Genomic DNA, 25,220 nt, shown 5'->3' with positions numbered 1-25,220 from the left:
TTCGTTTTGGTGAGCAGTAGAGCTCAGCCGGGCATTACATGCCCATGCCGCCCATGCCGCCCATGCCACCCATGTCGGGCATGCCGCCGCCGGCACCGGCTTCATCCTTCGGTGCGTCTGCGACCATGGCTTCGGTCGTCAGCAGCAGCGAGGACACCGATGCTGCGTTCTGCAGCGCGGTACGGGTGACCTTCGTCGGGTCCAGGATGCCCAGTTCGAGCATGTCGCCGTACGTGTCGTTGGCAGCGTTGAAGCCGTAGTTGCCCTTGCCGGCCAGCACAGCGTTCACGACCACCGAGGCTTCGCCGCCGGCGTTGTTCACGATTTCGCGCAGGGGGGCTTCGATCGCCTTGAGCACCAGCTTGATGCCGGCGTCCTGGTCGGCGTTTTCGCCCTTGATCGAGTCGCCCACGGCTTGCTTGGCACGCAGCAGAGCCACGCCGCCACCAGCAACCACGCCTTCTTCCACTGCAGCGCGGGTGGCGTGCAGGGCGTCTTCGACGCGAGCCTTCTTTTCCTTCATTTCGACTTCGGTGGCAGCGCCGACCTTGATCACTGCAACGCCGCCGGCCAGCTTGGCCACGCGCTCTTGCAGCTTTTCACGGTCGTAGTCGCTCGTGGCTTCTTCGATCTGCACGCGCACTTGCTTCACGCGGGCTTCGATGTCGGCCGCAGCGCCCGAACCGTCGATGATGATGGTGTTTTCCTTGCCCACTTCGATGCGCTTGGCTTGGCCGAGGTCGGCCAGCGTCACCTTTTCGAGCGTCAGGCCCACTTCTTCAGCGATGACCTTGCCGCCCGTCAGGATGGCGATGTCTTCGAGCATGGCCTTGCGGCGGTCGCCGAAGCCAGGTGCCTTGACAGCCACGACCTTCAGGATGCCGCGGATCGTGTTCACGACCAGGGTAGCCAGGGCTTCGCCTTCGACTTCTTCGGCAATGATCAGGAGCGGACGGCCAGCCTTGGCGACTTGTTCCAGCGTGGGGAGCAGGTCGCGGATGTTGCTGATCTTCTTGTCGAACAGCAGCACGAAGGGGTTGTCGAGCAACGCCGATTGCTTCTCGGGGTTGTTGATGAAGTAGGGCGACAGGTAGCCGCGGTCGAACTGCATGCCTTCGACGACGTCGAGTTCGCTGTCCAGCGACTTGCCGTCTTCGACGGTGATCACGCCTTCCTTGCCGACCTTGTCCATTGCGTCAGCGATGAGCTGGCCGATGGTTTCGTCGCTGTTGGCCGAGATCGAGCCGACTTGAGCGATTTCCTTCGACGTGGTGGTGGGCTTCGAAGCCTTCTTCAGCTCGGCGACCAGGGCCGTGACAGCCTTGTCGATGCCGCGCTTCAGGTCCATCGGGTTCATGCCGGCCGCGACCAGCTTGAAACCTTCGCGAACGATGGCTTGTGCCAGCACGGTCGCGGTGGTGGTGCCGTCACCGGCGTTGTCCGAAGTCTTGGAGGCCACTTCCTTCACGAGCTGGGCGCCCATGTTCTGGAGCTTGTCCTTGAGTTCGATTTCCTTGGCGACCGACACACCGTCCTTGGTGACGGTGGGGGCGCCGAACGAGCGCTCGAGCACCACGTTGCGGCCCTTGGGGCCCAGGGTTACCTTGACCGCGTTGGCCAGGATGTTGACACCCTCGACCATGCGTGCGCGGGCTTCTCCGCCGAAGACGACGTCTTTTGCTGCCATGTTGATTTACTCCGAATGGGATGGATTGATTACTTCTCGACGACCGCGAACAGGTCGTCTTCCTTCATGACGAGCAATTCGTCACCGTCGACCTTGACGGTCTGGCCGCTGTACTTGCCGAACAGGACACGGTCGCCGACCTTGACGGTCAGTGCGGTCAGGTCGCCCTTGTCGGTGCGCTTGCCCGGGCCCACGGCCAGGACTTCACCCTGATCGGGCTTTTCGGCGGCTGCGTCGGGAATGACGATGCCGGAGGCAGTCTTGGTTTCGCTGTCAATACGCTTGACGATCACGCGATCGGCCAAAGGACGAAGTTTCATTGCATCTCCTGGATAAGAAACGGGGTTGTTGTCGGGCGCCGGACCTGAGGCCGGCGGCCCATCGACTGGAAGCGAGGCCTTGTTAGCACTCATCAGCAGCGAGTGCTAATCATAAGGGCAATCGGCGGACTTTCAAGGTCCGGGGGGCGGGTGCTGTCGGTTCTTCTCAGCTGACTCGGAACTGCACGCGCCATTGGGCTTTCCTCGTCAGAATGATTTTACCCGGATAAAAATAAGAAATCCTCGTCGCCACGGACCGAGTTCGTGGCCGCCTGGCGGGACGCACAGCGGGCTGATTGCTTGCCACCCTGGCGATCTCACGGTGCTCGATCGCAGCGGCCTGGAAGCGGCAACCAGGCAAGCGCATTCCCGGTTTGTTCGATAGCGAACAGACTGGGATGCGCTGCCTTGGTAACTTGATATCAAGCAAGCACCTAGGAGTGAATCATGAGCATTGGCACCATTCTTCTGATCATCCTGATCCTCGTTCTGATCGGGGCATTTCCGTCATGGCCGCACAGCCGCAGCTGGGGATACGGCCCGAGCGGAGTTCTCGGCGTCGTCGTGCTCGTACTGATCGTCTTGTTGTTGACGGGACGCCTCTAGGCACTGCGGTGCAAGCGAGTTCATCAACCGGCGATGTCCGCCTGTATCGACGCGAGGATCTGCAATGCCCATGCAATTGCTCGAGCGGCTTTGCACCGCAGAGATGCCCATGACGGTTGACGCGCATGAGGACATCGAGAAGTGTGACTTGCTGCGCGCTGCAAGGCTGATAGAGGCAGATCTTCCGCCGTTCATGCACTACCTGGGGCGAACAACCTACTCCGGTCACGCCACGGTGATGCGGGTGACGGCCAGGGGTGAAGCGGCCTTGAAGATGCGTGCTTGTTCCCTGTTGAACTCGATGCCATGCTCTGCGGATCTGGCGGCGTCGGACGCACGATACGGGACGGGCTTGGCTGCTGCGCCAACAAGCTGACGCGCTGTCCACCTACAACAGGGCTGTCTCCAAAGCACGACCTTCTACAAAGCGTTGGCAATGCGCCCCGCATTCGATGCCGATATCCGCAGGAGGCTCCCCAGAATGACGCTTGCCGTTTTTATTGTGGAAGACGAGCCACTGATCCAAGACAGCCTCAAGGTTGTGCTCGAGGGCTACTTGCAGGCAGAGGTCGTAGGGACTGCGCTCTCCGAGGCCGAAGCTGTGGCCTGGCTCCAGGCGAATGAAGAGGCATGGCAGCTCCTCGTCGTGGATCTGTTGCTGAAACAGGGAACAGGACTCGGCGTGTTGGCCGCCCTTTCAGCGCTCGGCAGGAAGAGAGGGATCGTGGTGGCGCTGACCAATGCGGCTTCTCCAGACAACCGTGCGGAGTGCATTCGTCTGGGTGCCGATGCGGTCTTCGACAAGGCAGCAGAGGTCAACGAGTTCCTCGCCTATTGTGCTGCCCAGCATTGACTGGCGCGTGGACGCCACCCGGATCCCGCGCGACAACTTTTGCTGGAGGACGATAGACCCCCACATGCCATCCCAAGGTGAGAGGGGCATTCCCATGGGCGTAGTGCCCCAGGCGCGGATGGTTATTTGTATCCCTTCGTACAAGGTCGCACTCCGTCCGCCTACAGCCAGCTGCCGTAGGCAATGAAAAATCCCCTCCATCATGGAACTGGAAGACTCAGATCAACATGGATTGGCGGCCCAGGCTGCCGAATGGCGCCGACGAGCACTCCGTGGCGATCGAGATGCCCGAGGCATCGCCCACGCGCTCGAAGTGGAAGTCCGGCGGCTTCGCGGCAGTACTCCTGCCATGAGTCACGAACTGGACACTCGCCCTCTCGCTATTTGGGACTCTGCTCGGCCCTGGTGGAAGCGTTGGTAAGGCAGTCCGATCAGCCATTGCACTCCCTTGTTTTTGAAAGAAGGCATCACGCTGCGTAGCCGCAGGTGTTCGGCGGGTCGACCGCCAAGCGCTTGCCGGGAAGCCGCATCGGGACATGAATTGCGCGCATGGTGGCGGGGGCCGGCCTCCGTCGGCGGGTCCGCTTTGAACACCCCCCGGACGGACGCTCACGCTGAGGGAAGCGTCCCCGTGGTTCCCGATAGCGAGCGGAGCATTCTCAGGCGTTCCTGAGTGGCTCTCAGGACGGATTCGGAAGACCAGGGCGGCGGTGCAGTGGCATGGTCTTCCATCTCGGTGCAGAGAGTTTCGTCCAGTACCGGCATCAGGCCGTTCATCAGCCTTGTCTCGGCTGCAAGCACGACAGCGCGGTGCAGTGCGCTTGGCAGGACGCGTCCATTCAGATAGTCAAGGACGAGAGCCTCGGCAGCAAACAAGGAAAGTGACATGGTTCGGACCTATCGGACATGACGCCACAGTAGCGGTGGCCGCCGTCGATGTCTGTACGATACCGCGCCTATTCAGCGAAAAGCTTTCGGTCGCCACGCGAGAAAGCCAAGCACACCCGCCGTCATTCGCCCGAACGACGGCAGGCCCTGCACGAGGAAGGCGCCAGTGTCGCGCGCGAGGCGCCAGCCGGGAAAGCCTGAGTTCAAGTCGCAGCGGCACAGCGCCCACCAGCAGCGCAGCACGTCGAGCGAGAGAAAGGTCGCAGCCAAGGCGAGTGCGAGTACGGTGCGCGCGCGTCCGATCCCATGGTGCGCCGCCACGTCGGCCGCGACGTGGCCGTGCGCGATTTCCTCGCGCGCGTGCCAACGCCACATGCGGGAGTGAGCGGAGTCATCGTCCGGCAGCAGGTCGGGATGCGCCAGGATTTCGCGCGACAGCACGATCGTCAGGTGCTCGAAGGCCACGACCAGCGCCAATCGCATCGTCAAGCTGCACTTTGCAATCTCGTCGGTGACGCGCCTCGCGCGCTCGGCTGCGGGCGCCGCACCAGGCGTGGCTTTGATCAGCGCAGCGTTGTAGCGATCATGCGCGCGCTGATGCGCACGCTCTTCCCGGATCAACCGGCTGACCTCGGCACGTAACGCGCTGCTGGCGGAGCTGCCAGCGACGCGCTGCCATTCCTCGATCGTCGCGATGACGAAGGATTCACCGGTTGGCAAGATCAGCGACAGCGCATCGAACAGGCGACTGCGCGGGATCGTGCGGTTCCAGACGACTGCCTCGCCGGAGAGGGGCGCGGTCATGAGTCGGCCTTTTCGCCGCTGGGGGGCAACCACAGGCGTGGCCCTTCGCGCAGCCAGCGCCGGGCGAAATCTGCATAGGCGACTGGCACGGCGGATGGGTCTTCACGCAGGCGGTCCGGGGCGGCGATCCACGCCGCGCTCGGCTGGCGATGATGCATGCGGTGCAGCGACCGATGCAGCATGATCCATCCCAGTCCGAACGGGAGCGTGACGTCATGAGCCAGTTCGCCCGCAGCGCGCCGCGTGCCGGCCGGCGCCACTGCGGTGCCGTAATGCTCGGCCTGGGTCAGCGGAAAGTCGATCCATCCCGAGATGCACAGCGGGACCGCATAGGCCCAGAAGAACGCGTGCGGCGCGAGCCAGCAGGCCAGCGCGAGCGCGGTCGCGCACAGCAGCCACGAGACCGTCGACAGGCGATGCGCCGCTCGACGGTCCGCCGGCACAAGGCCGCCGCCCACGCGGTTGAGATGGAACGCGACCCAGAATACCTCCAGCGGAGCCAGCGCCCAGATCCAGCGCGTGCGCCAGCTCAGCGCGTACAAGCTGCCTTCCGGGTCGTCGTCGTTGCAGGTCGCGAGGTGGTGCTTGAAGTGGAAGTAGCGGAATGCGGTGAAGTTCTCGCCGATCAAGGACGCACAGGCATGGCCGGCCAGGTCGTTCAAGCCCCGGTGGCTCAGGAAGCTTCGATGCGCTGCAAGGTGCTTGACCTCCTGGCAGCCAAGCAGAAGCAAGGCCTGCATGATGGCCAGTGGCACGTCGATCCACACCGATCGGATCGTCGCCAGCAAGGTGGTGTTGACGACGACGGCGAGCAGGAACAGCCCGCCAGCCAGGTCGCAGGCGAGTCGCAGGCCCGTCGCCGGGGCCATCACTGTCGTGCGGCTCGAGCTCACAGCATCGTCACCAGATGGCGGGTGACGCGCTGCGCAGACGTCAGCGGCATCATCTTCCAGACGGGCTTGAACAGCGACAGCGGCACGGTGCCGCGCAGGATCACGCCGTGGTCGAGCGAGCGTGCGTGAGGGAAGTAATCGCGCTTCACGCAGACGATGTCCTTGAAGCCGCGGCCATGGTAGTAACGCAGTTGCGGATCAACCGGTATGCCGGCGCGTTGCAGCGCGATGTAGTCTTGCACCGACCGATCGCGATGGCGTTGGAGCCAGCCTTCGAAGCCGGGGATCGGCGAGCCGAGGTAGATGTGGCGCCAGCCGCTCTTGAGCGCGTGGGGCCAGAAGAACTCGAGCAGTGCCTCGACGCCGCTTGGGTGGCTGCTGCTGAGGCTGATGCCGAACAGCGAATGGCTGCGCCCGGGCCGGGGCGAGTCGACACAGTCGACCCACGACGCGGCATGACACCAGAAATCCGCGTGGACAGGACGCATGAACAGCGATGCGAGCAGCGTGCCCGAGTTCGTGCAGAACGCGCCTACCGAAAGGTTCGGATAGTCCTCGAGGCGCTGCAAGAGATCCTCCGACGATGCTGCCTGGATGGCGTCCCACTTTTCGCCTTCGAGCGCGAGCAGGGCCGGCAGGTCGCGGCAGGTCAGGAACCGGGCATGTGTGAGAAGAGGGAACGGCGAGTGCGACAGGGAGACGGAAGAGGACGTTGACACTGTGGCGTGAAAGAGCAGGTTCCGGATCGGGATGCTGATTACGCTTGTGTCAGGTTACGTCGCGGTGACCGCCTTGTGACAATCGACAGTCACAACTGGTCCGTCGGCACGAACCAGGAGAACAGCAGCAGCTGCAGCCGCGTGAGCAGGCTGGAGTCGGGTTCGCTGTCCAGCACCTCGTTGTCCACGTCGCCGGTGCCGATCCATTGCACGTTCTTGCCGTCGGGCATGAGCACCACGCGGTAGACGCCCTCGATGTTGTCCAGTTGGTAGGCGTACAGCAGCGCCTGGGCCAGCTCGAAGCTGCGCACGCGAACCCCGAACTCGGTGTTCAGCCGGGCAGAGCGGGGATCCAGGTTCATGGAGCCGAGCAGCACCCATTCGCGGTCGACCAGCGCCAGCTTGGCATGCAGGCGGCCGCGGGCTTTCTTGAGCAGGGTTCGGATCTGGCGATTGCGCTTGAGCTGCTCGGTGCTGACCTCGTACAGGTTCACGCCCAGCTTCAGCATGTCGACGCGATAGCGGTTGTAGTTGATGTTGACCAGCGGCTCGTCGCTGTCGGCCAGCGAATTGGTGATGACGCTGATGCGCACGCCGCGCGCGCGGCCCTCCCGGATGCGCGCCATGCCCTCTTCGCCCGGAATGAAATAGGGCGAGACCACCACCACGTCCGAGCGCGCGGTGGCCGTCATTTCATGAAAGCGCGCCGCAAGGGATTCGGCCGGGGACGCGAGGGTGCCCAGTGCCTTGTAGGGGCTGTCGGCCGCGGCATGGGCGTCGGCACGCATCCATTTCACCCGGCCGAAGTCGGCCAGCTGCGCGCCGAGTGGCGGGTCACCCATCAGGTCGGTGCTGGAGGGAGGGGCGGGCGGCGGGGCGTGGGCCGGCGAGGTGGCGGCTTCGAATTCGGACTTCAGCGCTTCCGCACCGCCGCTGGCGCCGGCGATCCGCTGCAGCGGGTAGACCACGTCGCTGTTCCAGTAGGTGTCGAAGATGCGAGCCGCTTCCGGCACCACGGGCCCGGCCATGAGCAGTTCGAAATCGATGAAGTTCGCGCCCTCGCTGCGCAAGAAATACTCGTCGGCCAGGTTGCGGCCGCCGGCAATCGCCATGGCACCGTCGGCCACGAAGAGCTTGTTGTGCATGCGATGGTTGAGGCGGCGGAAATCGCCGAAGAACTCCAGCCACCGCGTGACCGAGTGGTCGCGGGCGTTCACGAAAGGGTTGAACAGCCGGACCTCGGCATTGGGCTCCGCGGCAAGGCCGAGCAGCAGGCGGTCCATGCCGGCGGTATAGAAATCGTCGAGCAGCAGCCGCACCCGCACGCCGCGCCGGGCGGCGTCGCGCAGTTCGCGCAGCAGCAGCCGGCCGGTCTTGTCGTTGCCGAGCTGGTAGGTCTGAACGTCGAGCGAGGTCTGTGCCCGCCGCATCAGCTCGATGCGGGCATCGAGCGCAAAAGATGCCTCGACCAGTGGCCGGATGCTGGACAACCCGTCGCTCGCGGCATCAAGGCTGGCCGCCGCGCGGCCAAGCATGGTGGTGGGCGAGGCTGCAATCGATAGCGTCGGCGGCTCGGCCGCGCGCGGAGGAAGGCCGGCACAACCTGCGAGAACCAGCGCAAGTCCAGGAACCACCAGCCGAAGCGCCAGGCCGCGCAACGCGGGAAACGAAGAGGCAATGAGCTTGAGCATGGGGCCTGCCGACGCACAAAACGTGCGGCCGGATCGTAGCCGCTTTGGGTTGTACTCCGGCGCCCGCCAAGGCCCGAACGCCCCTCGCCGATCCGGGGAAATCGAAACAAATGAGACTTTATAACTATTAGAATGCGAATCGTTCTTAATAATATTTCGGAGTGGAGAAGGAATGAAGGGATTCGTGGCGGGGCGCAGGGTCGCAACGGTGCTGGCAGGTTGCATGGCAATCCATGTGCATCACCAGGTTCTGGCCCAGACCACGGCGCCCGGCGCCTTGCCGGAAGTGAAGGTCGATGCGAATGCCGAGGCCGAAACCGCGACGTCGCCGGTGATCGGCTACCGCGCCCGGAATGCCGCGACCGCGACCAAGACGGACACGCCGCTGGCTGAAACCCCCCAATCGGTCACCGTGGTCACGCGTGACCAGATGGTCGACCAGGGCGCCTACAACCTGCAGGACGCGCTCAACTACGCCGCTGGCGTGCGCTCCGATGCCTATGGCCTCGATTCGCGGACCGACTCCGTGCGCGTGCGGGGCGCCTCGCCCGACGTCTACCTCGACGGACTGCGCCAAGCTTACGGCTACTACACCAGCACCACGCGCACCGAGCCCTACACGCTGGAGCGGCTCGAAGTGCTGCGCGGCCCCTCGGGCATGCTCTTCGGGGCGGGCACGGCCGCGGGCGTGGTCAACATGGTGAGCAAGCGGCCGCTGCAGGAAACGCAGCGCGAAGTGGGCGTGCAGTTCGGCAGCTTCGGGCGCAAGCAGATCCAGGCTGACCTGACGGGTCCGCTGAACGCCGACGGCTCCCTGTCGTACCGGCTGATCGCCTTGCAACGCAAGTCGGACACCCAGGTCGACCACGTGCCCGACGACCGCAGCGTCATCGCGCCGTCGCTGACGTGGCGGCCGAATGCGGCCACCTCGCTCACCTTGCAGGGTCTGTGGCAAAAGGACAGGAGCGGCAGCAGTTCGCAGTTCCTGCCGTGGGAGGGCACGTTGTTGCCGAACCCGAACGGTCGCGTGCCCACCAGCCGCTTCATCGGCGAGCCGGGCTTCGACTACTACGACAGCGAGCGCAAGACCTTCGGCTGGCAGTTCGAGCACAAGTTCAACGACAGCTGGACCCTGCGCCAGAACTTCCGCTATGCGCAGAACGAAAACGACAACCGCTACCACTATGGCGCGGCGTTCAGCGGGGCCGAGAGCTGGGATGCAACCGATCCGATCTTCAAGCGCGTGCTCGGCCGCTACTACGACAGCTACCTGACGCGCAACCGCACGCAGACGCTCGACAACCACGTCGAAGGGCATTTCCAGACCGGTGCGCTCAAGCACACGCTGCTCGTGGGCGCAGACTTTGCGCGCCAGCGCGAGAACGTCTGGGGCGGAACGACGTTCGACACCATCGATGTGTACGCGCCTGTCTACGGCCACGTCGATGTGCCCGAGCGCACGGCCATGCCGCGCACCCGCCAGCGCCAGAACGGCTTCTACCTGCAGGACCAGATCAAGCTCGACAACTGGATCTTCGTGGCGGGCCTGCGCCACGACAAGGCCGTGTCGAGTGCCGCGGGCAGCGACGCCGAGGAAAGCAGCGCAACGACCAAGCGCTTCGGCGTGATGTACGCATCGCCCTCGGGCTGGTCGCCGTACCTGAGCTACAGCGAATCGTTCACGCCGCAGTCGCCGATCAACGGACGGATCTTCACGCCCCTGCGCGGCGAGCAATGGGAAGCCGGCATCAAGTACGAGCCGAAGGAACGTGCACTGGCGTTCAGCGCGGCCGTGTACGACCTGCGCGAGAAGAACCAGATCACCTCGCCGTCGCCGAACGTGTACGCGCAGGCCGGCAAGACCAGGACGCAGGGCGTCGAACTCGAAGCCAAGGGCTCGATCGGACCGAACCTCGATCTGGTCGCGCACTACAACTACACGGACGCCGACGAACAGATCGAAGGCCTGCCCAAGCACCAGGCCAGCGTCTGGGCCAAGTACCGCTTCTCGATCGGCGGCGTCAGCGGCTTCTCGGCGGGCGCCGGTGTGCGCCTGATGAGTTCGTTCCGCGACCTGCAATTTGGTGTCGGCCCGCGCGTGCCGGGCGTTGCACTGGCCGACCTCGTGTTTGCCTATGAAACCGAGCGCTGGCGCTATGCGCTCAACATCAACAACGTGACGGACAAGGTGTACGTGAGCACCTGTCTTTCGCGCGGTGACTGCTGGTACGGCGCGCGCCGCAACGTTGTGGCCAGCGCAACCTATCGCTTTTAATTTTTCACTTTCGACGGGGGCAGCGACGACATGAACAGCCGAAAGATCAAGACCTGGGCCTGGGTGCACAAGTGGAGCAGCCTCGTGTGCACCGTGTTCATGCTGCTGCTGTGCATCACGGGTTTGCCGCTGATCTTTCATCACGAGATCGGGCACCTGCTGGGCACCGAGGTCGAGGCGCCCAAGATGCCCGCGAGCACGCCGCGCGTGAGCCTGGACCGCGTGCTCGAAACCGCGCGCTCCAAGCACCCCGACCGCGTGGTGCAGTTCGTCTCCCAGCCTGAGGACGACGACGGCCTATGGCTCGTCACGCTCACGCCCACGCCTGAGCCCACCGAAGACTTCAAGACGGTGGCCGTCGACGCGCGCACCGGCGCCGTGCTTGCGCAGCCGAAATTCGACGAGGGCTTCATGTATGTGATGTTCAAGCTGCACATCGACCTGTTCGCCGGGCTCGCAGGCAAGCTCTTCCTGGGCTTCATGGGCTTGCTGCTGCTGGTGGCCATCGTCTCCGGCGTCGTGCTCTATACGCCGTTCATGCGCAAGCTGGACTTCGGCACCGTGCGGCGCGAGAAGCGGCCGCGCCTCAAGTGGCTCGACCTGCACAACCTGCTGGGCATCGTCACGCTGGTGTGGCTGTTCGTGGTGGGCTCCACCGGCATGATCAACACCTGGGCCGACCTGATCATCAAGTACTGGCAGTACGACCAGCTCAGCACGCTGCTGGCTCCCTACAAGAACGAACCGACCGTGCCCGTGGTCCAGCGCGCATCGGTGCAGCGCTCCATGGAAGTCGCCCTCCAGCAGGCGCCCGACATGAAGCTGTCCTTCATCGCGTTCCCAGGCACTTCGTTCTCGAGCCCGCACCACACCACCTTCTTCATGCGCGGCAATGAGCCCTTCACTTCGAAGCTGCTGCAACCGGTGCTGGTCGATGCCAAGACTGCGCAGGTGACCGCTTCGCCGAAGATGCCCTGGTACCTGACGGCGCTGCTCGTGTCGCAGCCGTTGCACTTCGGCGACTACGGCGGCATGCCGATGCAGATCATCTGGGCGCTGCTCGACATCGCGACCATCATCGTGCTGGGCAGCGGGCTGTACCTGTGGCTCAAGCGCGGCAACACCGTGCCGGCGCCGACGGCCGCCGGGCGCGCGCCGCAACAGCATGGCGGGCAGCAGCCCGATCCGGCCCCTGCCATGAAGGTGCAGGCATGAAGCAACGGCACGCGTTCCGGCGCATGTGGGGCTGGCCGATCGTGCTGGGCGTGCTGACCGCCGTCGGCCTGGTTTCCGCGCTGTTCAGCGACGGCGGGTTGGGCGACGTGCTGGCCTGGTTCGCGCTGGGCATACCCGTCGTCGTGTGCGCCTGGTACGGCTGGCGCAGGAACTGAGCCGCGCCCAGAAGCAAAAATGCCGGCTCGAGGCCGGCATTTGCTTTGGAGAAAGGCGGAGAGCCCCGGGCTTTACAGGCCTGCCGCAGCGCGCAGCGCGGCCGCTTGCGTGGTCGCTTCCCAGGTGAACTCGGGCTCTTCGCGGCCGAAATGGCCGTAGGCTGCGGTCTTCTGGTAGATGGGGCGCAGCAAATCGAGCATCTGGATGATGCCCTTCGGACGCAGGTCGAAGAACTCGCGCACGAGCTCTGCGATCTTGCTGTCGGGGATGACGCCGGTGCCTTCGGTGTAGACCGTGATGTTCATCGGCTGGGCCACGCCGATCGCGTAGGCGACCTGGATCTGGCACTGCCGCGCCAGGCCGGCGGCCACGATGTTCTTGGCCACGTAGCGCGCGGCGTAGGCAGCCGAGCGGTCGACCTTCGACGGGTCCTTGCCCGAGAACGCGCCGCCGCCATGCGGGCAGGCGCCGCCGTAGGTGTCGACGATGATCTTGCGGCCCGTGAGGCCGCAATCGCCCTGCGGACCGCCGATGACGAAGCGGCCGGTCGGGTTGATCAGGTAGCGCGTGTCCTTGAGCCATTCCTTGGGCAGCACGGGCTTGATGATCTCCTCGATGATGGCTTCGTTGAACGAGGCCTTCATCTTGGTGGGCGTTTCGCTCTGATCGGGGCTGTGCTGGGTGGAGAGCACCACCGTGTCGATGCTGTGCGGCTTGCCGTCGACATAGCGCATCGTGACCTGGCTCTTGGCGTCCGGCCGCAGGAAGGGCAGGCGGCCGTCCTTGCGCAGCTGGGCCTGGCGCTCGACGAGGCGGTGCGCGTAGTAGATGGGCGCGGGCATCAGCTCGGGCGTCTCGTCGCAGGCGTAGCCGAACATCAGGCCCTGGTCGCCGGCGCCCGTGTTCAGGTGGTCGTCGCTCGCGTGGTCCACACCCTGCGCGATGTCGTTGGACTGCTTGTCGTAGCAGACCATCACCGCGCAGCCCTTGTAGTCGATGCCGTACTCGGTGTTGTCGTAGCCGATGCGCTTGATGGTGTCGCGCGCCACCTGGATGTAGTCGACGTGCGCATTGGTGGTGATCTCGCCGGCGAGCACCACCAGGCCGGTGTTGGTGAGCGTCTCGGCAGCCACGCGGCTGCGCGGGTCCTGCTCGAAGATCGCGTCCAGGATGGCGTCCGAGATCTGGTCGGCGACCTTGTCGGGGTGGCCTTCGGAAACGGATTCGGAAGTGAAGAGGAAGTCGTTCGCCATTTTGTTCAAAGCTCCTTGAAGTGACTTGGCGCGTTGCCAACTCTGCGGAGCCCTGGCGAACGCTTTAGCAGATGCCGATGAATCGACGGGGCACAATCGCTTTTGCGCTTGTGTTTGTCGCCCTGCAAGTTGTTCCGTAACTCGGCGACAATTTGCATTCTATTCGAGCCGCGCCAAACCCGTGCGCGCGCGTCCTGGTATTCACACTCCCTGTCAGCCCATGGTCACCTTGTTCCGCCTGCTTGCCCGCGTACCGATGCCGTTGATGCATCGGCTCGGCGCGTTGCTGGGGTGGATCGTCTGGTGGTGCGCACCGCACTACCGCCGCCGCTTCAAGGCCAATGCCGAGAGCGCGGGCGTCACTGCCGAACAGTACCGCCCCGCCATCGCCGCCGCCGGCCAGATGGCCGCCGAGCTGCCCTGGCTCTGGCTGCGTCCACAAGGCGAAAGCGTGCTGCGCCGCGTCGTGCGGTGGGAGGGCGTGGAGGCCTTCGAGGCCGCCATGCAGGCGAAGAAAGGCGTGATCCTGGTGGCGCCGCACCTGGGCAGCTGGGAGATGTGCGGCCAGGCCATCGGCGAGCGCTTTCTCGAAACCTATGGCCCGATCACGGCGCTGTTCCGTCCCGCCCGCAAGAAATGGATGGCCGAGCTGATCGCCGCGGGCTCGCGCGACCGGCCCGGCCTGCAAACCCTGCCGACCAACAACACCGGCGTGCGCGGCCTGATCCGCACGCTGCGGGGCGGCGGCTACACCGGCATCCTGCCCGACCAGGTGCCGCCGCTGGGGCAGGGCGTCTGGGCCCCTTTCCTCGGCCGGCCGGCCTACACCATGACGTTGCTGCCGCGCCTCGCCCAGCAGACCGGCGCCGCCTGTTTTCTGAGCGTGTGCGAAAGACTGCCGCGCGGTGCGGGCTATGTGATTCGATTCGAGCCCATCGCGGGCACGCCGCTCACCGATCCGGCCGCGCCCATCGAAGCCGCAGCTGCCGCCATGAACGACGCCATCGGGCGCCTGATTCGCAGCCTGCCGGGACAGTACGTGTGGGACTACGCGCGCTACAAGGAGCCGCGCGGCGAAACCGCGGTTGCCGCCCCGAGCGGGGAGCAGGCACGATGAGTTTGGGTTCCCGCCTTGGCATCGGCTTCATGCGCGCGATCGCCCCGTTGCCCCTGCCATTGATCCGCGGTTTCGGTGCGCTGCTGGGGCGCGTGCTCCACACCATCGCCGTACCACGGCGCCGCGTGGTCGACACCAACCTCGCGGTGTGCTTTCCCGGCAAATCCGAAGCCGAGCGCCGACGCATCGCGCGCGAGACCTTTGTCTATGTGGCGCAGTCGTGGCTGGACCGCAGCTGGCTCTGGCATGCGCCCGAAAAGGTGGTGGCCAGCCGGCTCAAGGTGGTGGGCGCGGCCCAGGAGATCGACGAGATCGCCAATGGCGACGAGCCGATGATCCTGTTCGCGCCGCATTTCTATGGCCTCGATGCCGCGGCCACGGCATTGACCATGCACACCCCGCGGCCCTCGGCCACCATCTACACGACCCAGCGCGATCCGATGGTCGACGAGTGGATTCGCGAAGGCCGCACGCGCTTCGGCAACGTGGCGGCGCTCAATCGCGTCGACGGCATCAAGCCGGTGCTCGGAGGCCTGCGCAAGGGTGGCCTCCTGTACCTGCTGCCGGACATGGACTTTGGCCGCGACCAGACCATCTTCGTGCCGTTCTATGGCGTGCAGGCCGCGACCGTGCCCTCGCTGTCGCGCTTTGCGCGGCTGGGCAAGGCCAAGGTGGTGCCGGTGGTCTCCAAGCTCACCCCGGAGGGCTACCAGATCGAAGTGCTGCCGGCCTGGCGGAACTTTCCGACGGACGACGTCGAGGCCGACACGGCGCTCATGAACCAGCGGCTGCAGGGCTACATCGACACCATGCCCTCCCAGTACTACTGGGTGCATCGCCGCTTCAAGACGCGTCCCGAAGGCGAGCCGCCCATCTACTGAGGCGGCCGGGGAGGGCGTCTCAGTTCCGCTGCAGGAAGCCTTCGATTTCGCGCGCGACGAGCTGCGGCTGCTCGTGCACGATCCAGTGGGTGGCGTTGGGCACCTTCTTGACCTCGAGCCGGGGTACGTACTCTTCCAGGCCTTCGAGCAGGCCGGGCAGCAGCGCGGCATCGTCGAGCGCCCAGAAGACGAAGGTGGGAACGTTCACGGTGAGCCGTTCGTGCGGCAGCACCGGAATGCCCTCGATGCCCTGGCCCGGCAACGGCGGCTTCATCGGCGTGACGCGATAGAGATTGCAGGCGCCCGTGAGGCCCGCACTCCAGACTTCGCGGTACTGCTGCTTCACGTCTTCCGTGAGCCAGCCGAAACCGTCGGGCCCGGCCTTCATCAAGGTGAAGAAGGGCCACATGCGCTTGAAGTCGTCGGCCGAGAGCAGGGCCTCGGCATCGGGCCTGGCGAGAAAGTTCATGTAGGCGCTGGCTTGCTGCTGCGCCGGGCTGTTGCGCAGTTCGCGCGTGAAGGTGCCGGGGTGCGGCGAATTGATGATCACCAGCCGGCCGACCTGCTCCGGAAAGGCGTTGGCATAGCCCCAGGCAAAGGCGCCGCCCCAGTCGTGTGCCACCAGCGCGGCCATGGTGCCGCTTTCGTTTTCGGTGGCCGCCAGCTGCTGGATGTCCTGGATCAGCAGGTGCGCCTTGTACGCGGCCACTTCGGTCGGCGCGCTCGATTTCTCGAAGCCGCGCAGGTTGGGCGCGACGCAGCGGTAGCCGCCGTGCTCGGGGTCGGCAAAGTATTCGAGCAGCTCGTCCCAGATGAAAGCGGCCTCCGGGAAGCCATGCAGGAACACCATCAGCTGCCGGCCGGGCGTGCCGGTTGCGCGGCAGCTCAGTGTGGTTCCGTTGGGCAGGCTGCGCTGGAACGTCTCGATCATGCTTTTGTCTCCTTCAACTTCCGTTGCTATTGTTTTGATAGTGGATCACGCAGATGAAACGGCGGCGAGCCGGTTTTCCCTAGGTGTCTTCCGGAGCCGCCGGTTCCGCCGCCTCTGCTTCTGCTTTCGTGTCTCCGGGTGGATGCGCCCAGCGCCACAGCAACTCGGCGGCTTCCCCCACGCCCTGCTTCTTGAGGGCGGAAAACAGTTTGACCTCGCCGCCGCCGGCCTGCAGTCGCGTAATGGACAGCACCTTGGCGCCTTCGCTGCGGGTGAGCTTGTCGGACTTGGTCAGGAGCACGAGGAACTTGAGCCCCTGCTCCACGCGCGGGCGGATCACGTCGAGCAGGATCTCGTCTAGCTCGGTGAGGCCGTGGCGGGGGTCGCACATCAGCACCACGCCCCGGAGGTTTTCGCGCGTCATCAGGTAGTTGCCCATGACCCGCTGCCAGCGCAGCTTGGCTTCCCTGGGAACTGCGGCATAGCCGTAGCCGGGCAGGTCGGCCAGCACGGCGTCGTCGGCCTTCTGCTTGCCGACGCCGAACAGGTTGATGTGCTGGGTGCGGCCGGGCGTCTTGGAGGCGAAGGCCAGGCGTGTCTGCTGGGTGAGCGTGTTGATTGCGGTCGACTTGCCTGCGTTCGAACGGCCGACGAAGGCGATCTCGGGCAAATCGAGCGGGGGCAGATGTTCCAGTTGCGGGGCACTGGTCAGGAAGTGTGCGGTGTGCATCCAGCCGAGCGCCGCGCGCTCGCGCTCGGCGACAAGAGGGTCCACGGCAGGGGTCGCGCGGGAAGGGGGAGCAGCGTGCTTGCGCGACGGGGAGGTCATCAATGAGCTTTCGGAACGGGCTGCCATTGTAGAATCGCGGGGTTTTGCGCCAATAAATCGAGCCCCCGATATGAAGTTGTTTGCCAATTTTCTGCTTGCAGCCCTCATGGGTGTCGCAGCCAGCGCGAGCCTTGCGGCTGACGATCATGCCGCCGCACCGGCTGCTGCACCCGCGGCGGCCAAGCCGGCCAAGCCCGATCCCGCCAAGGGCGACGCGGTGTTCAATTCGGCCGCCCAGGCCTGCGCTTCCTGCCACAACGCAGACGGCAACTCGGCCATTGCGGCAAACCCCAAGCTGGCGCAGCAACACCCCGAATACATCCTCAAGCAGCTTCAAGACTTCAAGTCCGGCAAGCGCAAGAGCCCCATCATGCAGCCCATGGCCGCCAAGCTGTCCGACGAGGACATGCGCAACATCGCCTGGTTCGTGGGCTCCAAGAAGGTCAAGACCGGCTTCTCCAAGGAGAAGGACCTGGTGGTGCTGGGCGAAAAGATCTACCGCGGCGGCATTGCCGATCGCCAGATCCCGGCCTGCGCCGGCTGCCACAGCCCCAACGGCGCCGGCATGCCCGCGCAATACCCGCGCCTGGGCGGCCAGCACGCCGAGTACACGGTGGCGCAGCTCACGGCTTTCCGAGACAATGTTCGGCTGAACAGCGCGCCCATGACCGGCGTTGCGGCCAAGCTCAACGACCGCGAAATCAAGGCTGTCGCAGACTACATCGCCGGCCTGCGCTGACACTGCCGCGCACGCCCTTCGGCGTGAACTAACCGCCGATAAAAAACCCAAACAAAGGGCGGGCCGATCCAGCTGGATGGCCCGCCCTTTTGCTTTTCACCTGTTCCCTTTATTCACCGCCCGATGTCCGTCTCCACCCATGGCCTTCGCGTCCATCGCGGCCCGCAAGCGCTTCGCGCCGCGGTGGAGCTGTTTTCGTCGATGCGGTTCGCGATTGCGCTGCTCACCGTCATCTGCATCGCATCCATCATCGGCACCGTGCTCAAGCAGCACGAGTCGATCAACAACTACATCAACCAGTTCGGTCCATTCTGGGCCGAGCTGTTCCGCGCGGCCAAGCTCGATTCGGTCTACAGCGCATGGTGGTTCCTGCTGATCCTGCTGTTCCTGGTGATCAGCACCTCGCTGTGCATTGCGCGCAACACGCCGCGCATCTTCGTGGACCTGAAGACCTTCAAGGAAGGGATTCGCGCGCAGAGCCTCAAGGCCTTTGGCCAGCGCGCCGAAAACCGTCTCGACGAGGCGCCCGCCGCTGCGGCCAACCGCATCGGCCAGCTGCTGGTCAGCGGCGGCTGGAAGGTCAAGCTCCAGCAACGCGAAGCCGCGGACGGGCAGGCCGACGCCGGCTGGATGGTTGCCGCGCGCGCGGGCGGCGCCCACAAGCTCGGCTACATCGCCGCCCACAGCGCGATCGTGCTCGTGTGCATCGGCGGCCTGCTCGACGGCGACCTGGTGGTGCGCGCCCAGACCTGGTTCAACGGCAAGAGCGTGTTCACGGGCGGCGGCATGATTGCCGACGTGCCGCCCCAGCACCGGCTGTCGCCCCGAAACCCGACCTTCCGCGGCAACATCCTGGTGCCCGAGGGCGCACAGGGCAGCGTGGCCATCCTGCAGCAATCCGACGGCGTGCTGCTGCAGGAACTGCCGTTCTCGATCGAGCTCAAGAAGTTCATCGTCGACTACTACTCGACCGGCATGCCCAAGCTCTTTGCGAGCGAGGTGGTGCTGCATGACCGCGAGACCGGCGCCCAGGTGCCGGCGCGCATCGAGGTCAATCACCCGGCCAGCTACAAGGGCGTGGAAATCTACCAATCGAGCTTCGACGACGGCGGCTCCAAGGTGAAGCTCAAGGCGGTGCCGATGGCGGCCGCTGCCAAGCCCTTCGAGGTCGAGGGCGTCATCGGCGGGCCGAGCACTGAAATTACCAACGGCTCGGAAAAGCTCACGCTCGAATATGCCGCGCTGCGGGTGATCAACGTCGAGAATTTTGCCGACGGCGGCGCCATGGGCAGCGGCGCCGACGTGCGCAAGGTCGACCTGCGCCACGACATCGAATCGCGCCTGGGCGCCGCCAACAAGACCAGCAAGCCGAAGGTGCTGCGCAACATCGGCCCGAGCATCGGCTACAAGCTGCGCGATGCGGCGGGCCAGGCGCGCGAGTATCAAAACTACATGGTGCCGGTCGACACCGGCGACGGCCAGCCGGTCTTCCTGCTCGGCATGCGCGAGAAGCCCGAGGAGCCGTTCCGCTACCTGCGCGTGCCGGCCGACGACCAGGGCTCCATGGACAGCTTCGTGCGCATGCGCACCGCGCTGGCCGATGCCGATACGCGCACCCGGGCCGTCGAACGCTACATCGCCAAGGCCGTGGACCCGAAGCGGCCCGAAATGGCCGAGCAATTGCGCGTGTCGGCAGCGCGTGCACTGGCCTTGTTTGCCGGCAGCGAGCGCGCCAAGGTCGATGCCACCACCAAGGGCGGCTGGCAGGCCATTGCGGAGTTCATGGAAGCCAACGTGCCCGAAACCGAGCGCGAACGTGCCGGCGCAGTGCTGGTGCGCATCCTGAACGACGTGCTGTTCGAAGTGCTCAACCTGAGCCGCGAGGGTGCCGGCCTGGCGGCATTGCCGAGCGACCAGAAATCGCAGGCTTTCCTGACCCAGGCGGTGCTGGCCATCAGCGACGCGTACTTCTACCCCGCGCCGGTCGCCATGATGATGACCGATTTCACCCAGGTGCAGGCCAGCGTGTTCCAGGTGGCGCGCGCGCCCGGCAAGAATGTGGTCTATCTGGGCTGCCTGTTGCTGATCGTCGGTATTTTTGCCATGCTGTACGTGCGCGAACGCCGGCTCTGGGTGTGGCTCACACCCCATGGCGCGGGCTCCGGAGACAACACCACTGCCGCCACGATGGCTTTCTCGGTCAACCGCAAGACCATGGACAGCGATCGCGAGTTCGAGCACCTCAAGCACAAGCTGCTTGCCTTGAAGAAAGAAGGACAGGCGTCACCATGAACACCACCACCCTCACGCTCCACGAAAGCTGGTTTTCGCGCCGCAACCTTTTCGACTGGGTGTTTGCGGCACTGGTGCTGGCAGGCGGCCTTTTTGCCTTTGCACGGTATGCGGGCTCGATGGACTACTACGAGAAGCCCATCCTTGCCGCCGCCATGATCTCGGTCATTGCCATCGGCTGGTTCTGGCGTCCGCTGCGGGTGCTGGCCATCGTGGTGGCCGTGGCCTCGCTGCTGGCCATCAGTTCCTACCAGGGCGACCTGGCGCGCGCCGACACGGTGTTCTGGCTCAAGTATTTCCTGTCGAGCCAGTCGGCCATCCTCTGGATGAGCGTGCTGTTCTTCATGAGCACGCTGTTCTACTGGTTCGGTTTCTTCGGCGGCAAGCAGGGCGACGCCTTCGACCTGATCGGCTCCCGCCTGGCCTGGGCCGCCATCGCCATGGCGCTGACCGGCACCATGGTGCGCTGGTACGAGAGCCATCTGCTGGGGCCGGACATCGGCCACATCCCGGTCAGCAACCTGTACGAAGTGTTCGTGCTGTTCTGCTGGCTCACGACGGCCTTCTACCTGTACTTCGAATCGCGCTACGGCACGCGCACGCTCGGCGCATTCGTCATGCTGGTGGTGAGCGCGGCGGTCGGCTTCCTGCTCTGGTACACGCTGGTGCGCAACGCGCACGAGATCCAGCCACTGGTGCCCGCGCTGCAGAGCTGGTGGATGAAGCTTCACGTGCCCGCCAACTTCATCGGCTACGGCACCTTCGCGCTCGCGGCCATGGTGGCCTTTGCCTACCTCATCAAGGAGCAGGCGCAAGAGACGCGCTGGTACAAGCTCACGCCGATCTGGCTCCTGGGCGTGGCGCTGTGCTTCGTGCCCGTGGCGTTCCGCCAGCGCGTGCAGGAGGCCGGCGGCAGCTACTGGGTGATCTATGCGGGTATTTCCGCGCTCATCGCCGCGGGCATCCTGCTCGGCCGCAAACGCATTGCCGCAAGGCTGCCCGCCAACGACGTGCTCGACGACGTGATGTACAAGTCGATCACCGTCGGTTTCGCGTTCTTCACCATTGCCACCGTGCTCGGCGCCCTGTGGGCGGCCGATGCCTGGGGCGGCTACTGGAGCTGGGACCCGAAGGAAACCTGGGCCCTGATCGTCTGGCTCAACTACGCGGCCTGGCTGCACATGCGGCTGGTCAAGGGCCTGCGCGGCACGGTGGCCGCATGGTGGGCGCTGGGCGGCCTGGCCGTGACCACCTTTGCGTTCCTGGGCGTGAACATGTTCCTGAGCGGGCTGCACAGCTACGGCACGTTGTAGCGTGGGCGGCCGGTTTTCCGCGAAGAATTGAAACCACGCGCCGCGAATGCGCGTAACCGAATCAGGGGATTCCACGAACTACCCTGAGCACAACGATTCACGCGAAAGGCCACCACCATGTCGTTCCAATCCCGCCCGCAGGGTCGCAACAGCGGTTTCATTCATCCGCTCTCGAGCGAGATCACGCCGCGCGCCGTCTACGAAGGCCGGCGAGACCTGCTGAAGCTGATGGCCGGCGGTGCGGCGGGCGCCGCGCTCGCGAGCTTTGCCGGGCGCGAGGCCTTCGCCCAGGCGACGGGCCCGCACAAGCTGGCGCTGCTTCCGGGCGCCAAGTCCGCCGTGCCGGGCGCGCAAACCATGGAAAAGCTCACCGAGTACAAGGATGCGACGAGCTACAACAACTTCTACGAATTCGGCACCGACAAGGGCGATCCGGTCAAGAACGCCGGCACGCTCAAGACCCGCCCGTGGACCGTCGAAGTCGAAGGCCTGGTCAAGAAGCCCGGCAAGTACGGCATCGAAGACCTGCTGAAGCTCAGTGCGCAGGAAGAGCGCATCTACCGCCTGCGCTGCGTCGAGGGCTGGTCCATGGTCATTCCGTGGGTGGGTTACTCGCTGGCCGAGCTCATCAAGAAGGTCGAGCCGCAGGGCAACGCCAAGTACGTGGAATTCGTGACCCTGGCCGATCCCAAGACCATGCCCTTCGTGGGCTCGCGCGTGCTCGATTGGCCGTACACCGAAGGCCTGCGCATGGACGAGGCCATGCATCCGCTCACGCTGCTGGCTTTCGGCATGTATGGCGAAGTGCTGCCCAACCAGAACGGCGCGCCGGTGCGCATCGTGGTGCCCTGGAAATACGGTTTCAAGTCGGCCAAGTCGATCGTGAAGATCCGCTTCGTCGAAAAGGAACCGGGCACGGCCTGGAACAAGGCCGCGGCCCAGGAATACGGCTTCTATTCGAACGTCAATCCGAACGTCGACCATCCGCGCTGGAGCCAGGCGACCGAGCGCCGCATCGGCGATGGCGGCGGACTTTTCGCCAAGCGCAACAAGACGCTGATGTTCAACGGCTACGAAGCCCAGGTCGGCCAGCTCTATGCGGGCATGGACCTGAAGAAGAACTACTGAGCCGGCCCCGCCGTCCGGCCTTTGCCCCATGAACAAGCTGCTCATGCACCCGGCGGCCAAGCCGGTGATCTTTATGCTGTGCCTGCTGCCGTTTGCCCGGCTCACCTACGGTGCGTTCACGGACGGGCTGGGCGCGAATCCGGCCGAGTTCCTGATTCGCGCCACCGGCGACTGGACCCTGCGCTTCATCTGCATCGTGCTGGCCGTGACGCCGCTGCGCGTGATGGCCAAGGCCAATGCGCTCGCGCGCCTTCGCCGCATGCTGGGACTGTTCGCGTATTTCTACGTGGTGGTGCACCTGCTGTGCTACAGCTGGTTCGACATGGGCTTCGAATGGGGCGACATTGCCAAGGACATCGCCAAGCGGCCGTTCATCCTGGTGGGGTTCTCGGCCTTCGTGCTGCTGACGCCGCTGGCCGCCACCTCGTTCAATCGCGCCATCAAGGCACTGGGTGCCAGGCGATGGCAGATGCTGCACAAGCTGGTCTACCTGATTTCCGGCCTTGGGCTGCTGCACTTCTTCTGGATGCGCGCCGGCAAGAACAACTTCGCCGAGGTGTTCGTCTACGCCGCGATCGTCGCGGTGCTGCTCGGGTGGCGGGTGTGGAACTACGCGAGCAAGCGCAAGCCGAAGCCGTCCGCTGGTGTGCGCGGCAACGAGAAGTCGCTGCGCAGCACCGGCTGACCGGCGCGGATCAGCCCTCGATCCGCTCGCTGCGCAACTGGTCTTCCATCGTCTCGCGGCGACGGATCAGCGTGGCGCGCTGGCCGCTCACCAGCACTTCGGCGGCCCGGCCGCGCGTGTTGTAGTTGCTGGCCATGCTCATGCAATAGGCGCCCGCCGACAACACGGCCAGCAGGTCGCCGGCGACCACATTGAGCGCACGGTCGCGGCCGATCCAGTCGCCGCTTTCGCAGACCGGGCCGACCACGTCGTAGGTCGTGGCATTGCCGGCACGGATTCGCAGCGGCACGATCTTCTGGAACGCCTGGTACATCGCGGGCCGGGGCAGGTCGTTCATTGCCGCGTCGACGATGCAGAAATTCTTGTCTTCGCCGGGCTTGGTGTAGAGCACCTCGGTCACGCACACGCCCGCGTTGCCGACCAGCGAACGGCCGGGCTCGATGACGAGCTTGCGCTGCCCGAAGCCGCGCGCATCGAGCCGTGCGAGCAGCTGATGCCAGAGCGCATCGGCCTTGGGCGGCGCTTCGCCGTTGTAGTCGATGCCCAGGCCGCCGCCGAAGTCCAGATGGTGAATGGGCACACCGGCCGCTTCGATGGCCTCGACCAGGTCGAGCACGCGGTCGCAGGCGTCCAGGTACGGCGAGGCCTCGGTGATCTGCGAGCCGATGTGGCAATCGATGCCGACCACCTCGAGTCCCGGCAGCTTCGCAGCGTGGCGATAGGCCTCGACCGCGCGGTCGTGGGCAATGCCGAACTTGTTGCCCTTGAGGCCGGTCGAGATGTAGGGGTGCGTCTTGGGATCGACGTTCGGATTGATGCGGATGCTGATGGGCGCGCGGCGCCCTTCGGCCAGCGCCACCTCGTTGAGCACGTCGAGTTCGGCTTCGCTCTCGACGTTGAAGCAGGCGATGCCGGCCGACAGCGCCTGCCGCATTTCGGCGCGGGTCTTGCCCACGCCCGAGAAGATGATCTTCGCCGGATCGGCGCCCACCGCCAGCACGCGTGCCAGTTCGCCGCCCGACACGATGTCGAAGCCGCAGCCGGCCTCGGCAAACACGCGCAGCACGCCCAGTGATGAATTTGCCTTCATCGCGTAGCAGATGAGGGCGTCGCGGCCCTCGAATCCGCGCTGATAGGCGGCCAGCGCGTCCAGCATCCATTGCTTCGAATAAACGAACAGGGGTGTGCCGTGTTCGCGCGCCAGCGCATCCAGGCGGAGGCCCTCGACGTGGAGCGAGTCGTCGCGGTGCGCGACATGCGGATGTCCGGGGAGAGAAGCGTTCGTCATTGCTTGGGCGCTCCGCTGCCGGTGGCGCCGCCGGCGGCCGGCGCCGGTGCGCTGCTGGCCGCAGCTGGCTTGGGCGCTGCGTCGGCGTCGGAGGTGGCGCGTGGCCCGCCCGGCGTGAGCAGCTGCGGCAGGGTGGCGCGCTGGGCGGCTGCCGGATCGGTTGGAAGAAAAAGCGGCCCGCGCTGACCGCAAGCAGCCAAACCGCCCGCTGCGGCAGCGAGGCAGACCATGAGCGCAGCGCGGCGGGGAGCGCTCACTAGAATTTGACGAACATTCAACATAGCGAAATTGTAATGACCGACTCCGAATACATGGACCGTGCCGAAGCCGCACTCGCCGCCATCGAGCGTGGCTGCGACCGCATCAACGACGCGACCGACGCCGATATCGACAACCAGCGCGTGGGCGGGATGATCACGATTTCATTCAAGAACGGCAGCCAGCTGATCGTGAATCTGCAGAAGCCCCTGCAGGAGATATGGCTTGCCGCGCGCTCCGGTGGGTATCACTACCGGTACGACGGCAAGGCCTGGGTCGACACCAAGACGGGTGAAGAATTCTTTGGCAACCTGTCGCGCGAAGCGAGCTTGCAGGCCGGGCAGTCGCTGGAATTTGCGGCCGCCTGAACCGCGGGCT

25 protein-coding genes are annotated in these 25,220 nt (G+C 65.2%); 14 read left to right on the top strand and 11 right to left on the bottom strand.

The window, feature by feature from the left end:
* Positions 1-34: 34 nt before the first annotated feature.
* Positions 35-1,687 (bottom strand): chaperonin GroEL, encoded by a 1,653-nt coding sequence (gene groL / locus ACAM55_RS19495; protein WP_369653119.1) that lies wholly within the window; start codon positions 1,685-1,687, stop codon positions 35-37.
* Positions 1,688-1,716: 29 nt separating this feature from the next.
* A complete protein-coding gene (locus ACAM55_RS19490; RefSeq protein ID WP_021005834.1) occupies positions 1,717-2,007 on the bottom strand; it encodes a co-chaperone GroES in 291 nt (96 codons plus the stop codon).
* A 447-nt stretch (positions 2,008-2,454) separates the two neighbouring features.
* On the opposite strand from ACAM55_RS19490, the gene ACAM55_RS19485 reads away from it, so the two are divergent.
* From ACAM55_RS19485 to ACAM55_RS19475, 3 genes are all read left to right on the top strand, one after another.
* Complete coding sequence (locus tag ACAM55_RS19485; protein WP_369653118.1) at positions 2,455-2,613, top strand: DUF3309 family protein; 159 nt, start codon at positions 2,455-2,457, stop codon at positions 2,611-2,613.
* Between the two features lie 70 nt (positions 2,614-2,683).
* The gene (locus ACAM55_RS19480; protein WP_369653117.1) at positions 2,684-2,989 is read left to right on the top strand and encodes a hypothetical protein; all 306 of its coding nucleotides are present in this window, start codon (positions 2,684-2,686) and stop codon (positions 2,987-2,989) included.
* A gap of 105 nt (positions 2,990-3,094) precedes the next feature.
* Positions 3,095-3,466, top strand: a complete 372-nt coding sequence (locus ACAM55_RS19475; RefSeq protein ID WP_369653116.1) for a response regulator — start codon at positions 3,095-3,097, stop codon at positions 3,464-3,466.
* Positions 3,467-4,426: 960 nt separating this feature from the next.
* Here the strand turns inward: ACAM55_RS19475 and ACAM55_RS19470 are convergent.
* The 4 genes from ACAM55_RS19470 to ACAM55_RS19455 form a co-directional block, all read right to left on the bottom strand.
* On the bottom strand, positions 4,427-5,158 hold the full coding sequence (locus tag ACAM55_RS19470; RefSeq protein WP_369653115.1) for a metal-dependent hydrolase: 732 nt from the start codon (positions 5,156-5,158) through the stop codon (positions 4,427-4,429).
* Positions 5,155-6,027 (bottom strand): fatty acid desaturase, encoded by an 873-nt coding sequence (locus tag ACAM55_RS19465; protein ID WP_369653114.1) that lies wholly within the window; start codon positions 6,025-6,027, stop codon positions 5,155-5,157. Before ACAM55_RS19465 ends, ACAM55_RS19470 begins: the two co-directional genes overlap by 4 nt.
* Before the next feature lie 20 nt (positions 6,028-6,047).
* A complete protein-coding gene (locus tag ACAM55_RS19460; RefSeq protein WP_369653113.1) occupies positions 6,048-6,770 on the bottom strand; it encodes a hypothetical protein in 723 nt (240 codons plus the stop codon).
* Positions 6,771-6,859: 89 nt separating this feature from the next.
* Complete coding sequence (locus tag ACAM55_RS19455; protein WP_369653112.1) at positions 6,860-8,461, bottom strand: phospholipase D family protein; 1,602 nt, start codon at positions 8,459-8,461, stop codon at positions 6,860-6,862.
* A gap of 172 nt (positions 8,462-8,633) precedes the next feature.
* Here ACAM55_RS19455 and ACAM55_RS19450 point away from each other — a divergent pair, with 172 nt between their 5' ends.
* From ACAM55_RS19450 to ACAM55_RS19440, 3 genes are read left to right on the top strand one after another with little or no spacing between them, the layout of a single operon-like run.
* Entirely contained in the window at positions 8,634-10,736 is a 2,103-nt protein-coding gene (locus ACAM55_RS19450) for a TonB-dependent siderophore receptor (RefSeq protein ID WP_369653111.1), read from the top strand.
* 30 nt (positions 10,737-10,766) lie between these two features.
* A complete protein-coding gene (locus ACAM55_RS19445; protein WP_369653110.1) occupies positions 10,767-11,951 on the top strand; it encodes a PepSY-associated TM helix domain-containing protein in 1,185 nt (394 codons plus the stop codon).
* Complete coding sequence (locus tag ACAM55_RS19440) at positions 11,948-12,127, top strand: hypothetical protein (protein WP_369653109.1); 180 nt, start codon at positions 11,948-11,950, stop codon at positions 12,125-12,127. The genes ACAM55_RS19445 and ACAM55_RS19440 overlap by 4 nt, the downstream gene beginning before the upstream one ends.
* Before the next feature lie 72 nt (positions 12,128-12,199).
* Here the strand turns inward: ACAM55_RS19440 and metK are convergent, their stop codons facing one another.
* Positions 12,200-13,381, bottom strand: a complete 1,182-nt coding sequence (gene metK, locus ACAM55_RS19435; RefSeq protein WP_055803515.1) for a methionine adenosyltransferase — start codon at positions 13,379-13,381, stop codon at positions 12,200-12,202.
* Positions 13,382-13,601: 220 nt separating this feature from the next.
* Here metK and ACAM55_RS19430 point away from each other — a divergent pair, with 220 nt between their 5' ends.
* Both ACAM55_RS19430 and ACAM55_RS19425 read left to right on the top strand, forming a co-directional pair.
* Positions 13,602-14,498: a lysophospholipid acyltransferase family protein gene (locus ACAM55_RS19430; protein ID WP_369653108.1), complete on the top strand. Its 897-nt coding sequence runs from the start codon at positions 13,602-13,604 to the stop codon at positions 14,496-14,498.
* Entirely contained in the window at positions 14,495-15,379 is an 885-nt protein-coding gene (locus ACAM55_RS19425; protein ID WP_369653107.1) for a lipid A biosynthesis acyltransferase, read from the top strand. The genes ACAM55_RS19430 and ACAM55_RS19425 overlap by 4 nt, the downstream gene beginning before the upstream one ends.
* A 19-nt stretch (positions 15,380-15,398) precedes the next feature.
* Here ACAM55_RS19425 and ACAM55_RS19420 read toward each other — a convergent pair whose 3' ends face one another.
* Both ACAM55_RS19420 and yihA read right to left on the bottom strand, forming a co-directional pair.
* A complete protein-coding gene (locus ACAM55_RS19420) occupies positions 15,399-16,310 on the bottom strand; it encodes an alpha/beta fold hydrolase (RefSeq protein WP_369653106.1) in 912 nt (303 codons plus the stop codon).
* Positions 16,311-16,389: 79 nt separating this feature from the next.
* Positions 16,390-17,139, bottom strand: a complete 750-nt coding sequence (gene yihA, locus ACAM55_RS19415) for a ribosome biogenesis GTP-binding protein YihA/YsxC (protein WP_369653105.1) — start codon at positions 17,137-17,139, stop codon at positions 16,390-16,392.
* Between the two features lie 70 nt (positions 17,140-17,209).
* On the opposite strand from yihA, the gene ACAM55_RS19410 reads away from it, so the two are divergent.
* The 5 genes from ACAM55_RS19410 to ACAM55_RS19390 all read left to right on the top strand — a co-directional run bounded on the left by ACAM55_RS19410 (position 17,210) and on the right by ACAM55_RS19390 (position 23,296).
* Complete coding sequence (locus ACAM55_RS19410) at positions 17,210-17,878, top strand: cytochrome c (RefSeq protein ID WP_369653104.1); 669 nt, start codon at positions 17,210-17,212, stop codon at positions 17,876-17,878.
* Between the two features lie 123 nt (positions 17,879-18,001).
* Positions 18,002-20,170, top strand: coding sequence for a cytochrome c biogenesis protein ResB (locus ACAM55_RS19405; RefSeq protein WP_369653103.1), 2,169 nt, complete (start codon positions 18,002-18,004; stop codon positions 20,168-20,170).
* Positions 20,167-21,483, top strand: coding sequence for a c-type cytochrome biogenesis protein CcsB (gene ccsB, locus ACAM55_RS19400; RefSeq protein WP_369653102.1), 1,317 nt, complete (start codon positions 20,167-20,169; stop codon positions 21,481-21,483). The genes ACAM55_RS19405 and ccsB overlap by 4 nt, the downstream gene beginning before the upstream one ends.
* A gap of 117 nt (positions 21,484-21,600) precedes the next feature.
* A complete protein-coding gene (gene msrP / locus ACAM55_RS19395; protein ID WP_369653101.1) occupies positions 21,601-22,611 on the top strand; it encodes a protein-methionine-sulfoxide reductase catalytic subunit MsrP in 1,011 nt (336 codons plus the stop codon).
* Between the two features lie 28 nt (positions 22,612-22,639).
* Complete coding sequence (locus tag ACAM55_RS19390) at positions 22,640-23,296, top strand: sulfite oxidase heme-binding subunit YedZ (protein ID WP_369653100.1); 657 nt, start codon at positions 22,640-22,642, stop codon at positions 23,294-23,296.
* 10 nt (positions 23,297-23,306) lie between these two features.
* Here the strand turns inward: ACAM55_RS19390 and lysA are convergent, their stop codons facing one another.
* Positions 23,307-24,584, bottom strand: a complete 1,278-nt coding sequence (lysA, locus tag ACAM55_RS19385) for a diaminopimelate decarboxylase (protein WP_369653099.1) — start codon at positions 24,582-24,584, stop codon at positions 23,307-23,309.
* Positions 24,581-24,841, bottom strand: a complete 261-nt coding sequence (locus ACAM55_RS19380; RefSeq protein ID WP_369653098.1) for a lipoprotein — start codon at positions 24,839-24,841, stop codon at positions 24,581-24,583. The genes lysA and ACAM55_RS19380 overlap by 4 nt, the downstream gene beginning before the upstream one ends.
* A gap of 36 nt (positions 24,842-24,877) precedes the next feature.
* On the opposite strand from ACAM55_RS19380, the gene cyaY reads away from it, so the two are divergent.
* Positions 24,878-25,210, top strand: coding sequence for an iron donor protein CyaY (gene cyaY, locus ACAM55_RS19375; protein ID WP_369653097.1), 333 nt, complete (start codon positions 24,878-24,880; stop codon positions 25,208-25,210).
* Positions 25,211-25,220: the final 10 nt, after the last annotated feature.

Origin of the sequence: Variovorax sp. V213 (assembly GCF_041154455.1) — a bacterium.
Taxonomy (GTDB): Bacteria; Pseudomonadota; Gammaproteobacteria; order Burkholderiales; family Burkholderiaceae_C; genus Variovorax.
Note: the sequence above shows the minus strand (reverse complement) of the source record. Positions and strands in the feature narration are given on the sequence as shown.

Excerpts from the sequence above, each read along its gene's own strand:
- groL (WP_369653119.1), bottom strand. The coding sequence starts at position 1,687 with ATGGCAGCAAAAGACGTCGTCTTCGGCGGAGAAGCCCGCGCACGCATG.
- ACAM55_RS19490 (WP_021005834.1), bottom strand. The coding sequence starts at position 2,007 with ATGAAACTTCGTCCTTTGGCCGATCGCGTGATCGTCAAGCGTATTGAC.
- ACAM55_RS19485 (WP_369653118.1), top strand. The coding sequence starts at position 2,455 with ATGAGCATTGGCACCATTCTTCTGATCATCCTGATCCTCGTTCTGATC.
- ACAM55_RS19480 (WP_369653117.1), top strand. The coding sequence starts at position 2,684 with ATGCAATTGCTCGAGCGGCTTTGCACCGCAGAGATGCCCATGACGGTT.
- ACAM55_RS19475 (WP_369653116.1), top strand. The coding sequence starts at position 3,095 with ATGACGCTTGCCGTTTTTATTGTGGAAGACGAGCCACTGATCCAAGAC.
- ACAM55_RS19470 (WP_369653115.1), bottom strand. The coding sequence starts at position 5,158 with ATGACCGCGCCCCTCTCCGGCGAGGCAGTCGTCTGGAACCGCACGATC.
- ACAM55_RS19465 (WP_369653114.1), bottom strand. The coding sequence starts at position 6,027 with ATGGCCCCGGCGACGGGCCTGCGACTCGCCTGCGACCTGGCTGGCGGG.
- ACAM55_RS19455 (WP_369653112.1), bottom strand. The coding sequence starts at position 8,461 with ATGCTCAAGCTCATTGCCTCTTCGTTTCCCGCGTTGCGCGGCCTGGCG.
- ACAM55_RS19450 (WP_369653111.1), top strand. The coding sequence starts at position 8,634 with ATGAAGGGATTCGTGGCGGGGCGCAGGGTCGCAACGGTGCTGGCAGGT.
- ACAM55_RS19445 (WP_369653110.1), top strand. The coding sequence starts at position 10,767 with ATGAACAGCCGAAAGATCAAGACCTGGGCCTGGGTGCACAAGTGGAGC.
- ACAM55_RS19440 (WP_369653109.1), top strand. The coding sequence starts at position 11,948 with ATGAAGCAACGGCACGCGTTCCGGCGCATGTGGGGCTGGCCGATCGTG.
- metK (WP_055803515.1), bottom strand. The coding sequence starts at position 13,381 with ATGGCGAACGACTTCCTCTTCACTTCCGAATCCGTTTCCGAAGGCCAC.
- ACAM55_RS19430 (WP_369653108.1), top strand. The coding sequence starts at position 13,602 with ATGGTCACCTTGTTCCGCCTGCTTGCCCGCGTACCGATGCCGTTGATG.
- ACAM55_RS19425 (WP_369653107.1), top strand. The coding sequence starts at position 14,495 with ATGAGTTTGGGTTCCCGCCTTGGCATCGGCTTCATGCGCGCGATCGCC.
- ACAM55_RS19420 (WP_369653106.1), bottom strand. The coding sequence starts at position 16,310 with ATGATCGAGACGTTCCAGCGCAGCCTGCCCAACGGAACCACACTGAGC.
- yihA (WP_369653105.1), bottom strand. The coding sequence starts at position 17,139 with ATGACCTCCCCGTCGCGCAAGCACGCTGCTCCCCCTTCCCGCGCGACC.
- ACAM55_RS19410 (WP_369653104.1), top strand. The coding sequence starts at position 17,210 with ATGAAGTTGTTTGCCAATTTTCTGCTTGCAGCCCTCATGGGTGTCGCA.
- ACAM55_RS19405 (WP_369653103.1), top strand. The coding sequence starts at position 18,002 with ATGTCCGTCTCCACCCATGGCCTTCGCGTCCATCGCGGCCCGCAAGCG.
- ccsB (WP_369653102.1), top strand. The coding sequence starts at position 20,167 with ATGAACACCACCACCCTCACGCTCCACGAAAGCTGGTTTTCGCGCCGC.
- msrP (WP_369653101.1), top strand. The coding sequence starts at position 21,601 with ATGTCGTTCCAATCCCGCCCGCAGGGTCGCAACAGCGGTTTCATTCAT.
- ACAM55_RS19390 (WP_369653100.1), top strand. The coding sequence starts at position 22,640 with ATGAACAAGCTGCTCATGCACCCGGCGGCCAAGCCGGTGATCTTTATG.
- lysA (WP_369653099.1), bottom strand. The coding sequence starts at position 24,584 with ATGACGAACGCTTCTCTCCCCGGACATCCGCATGTCGCGCACCGCGAC.
- cyaY (WP_369653097.1), top strand. The coding sequence starts at position 24,878 with ATGACCGACTCCGAATACATGGACCGTGCCGAAGCCGCACTCGCCGCC.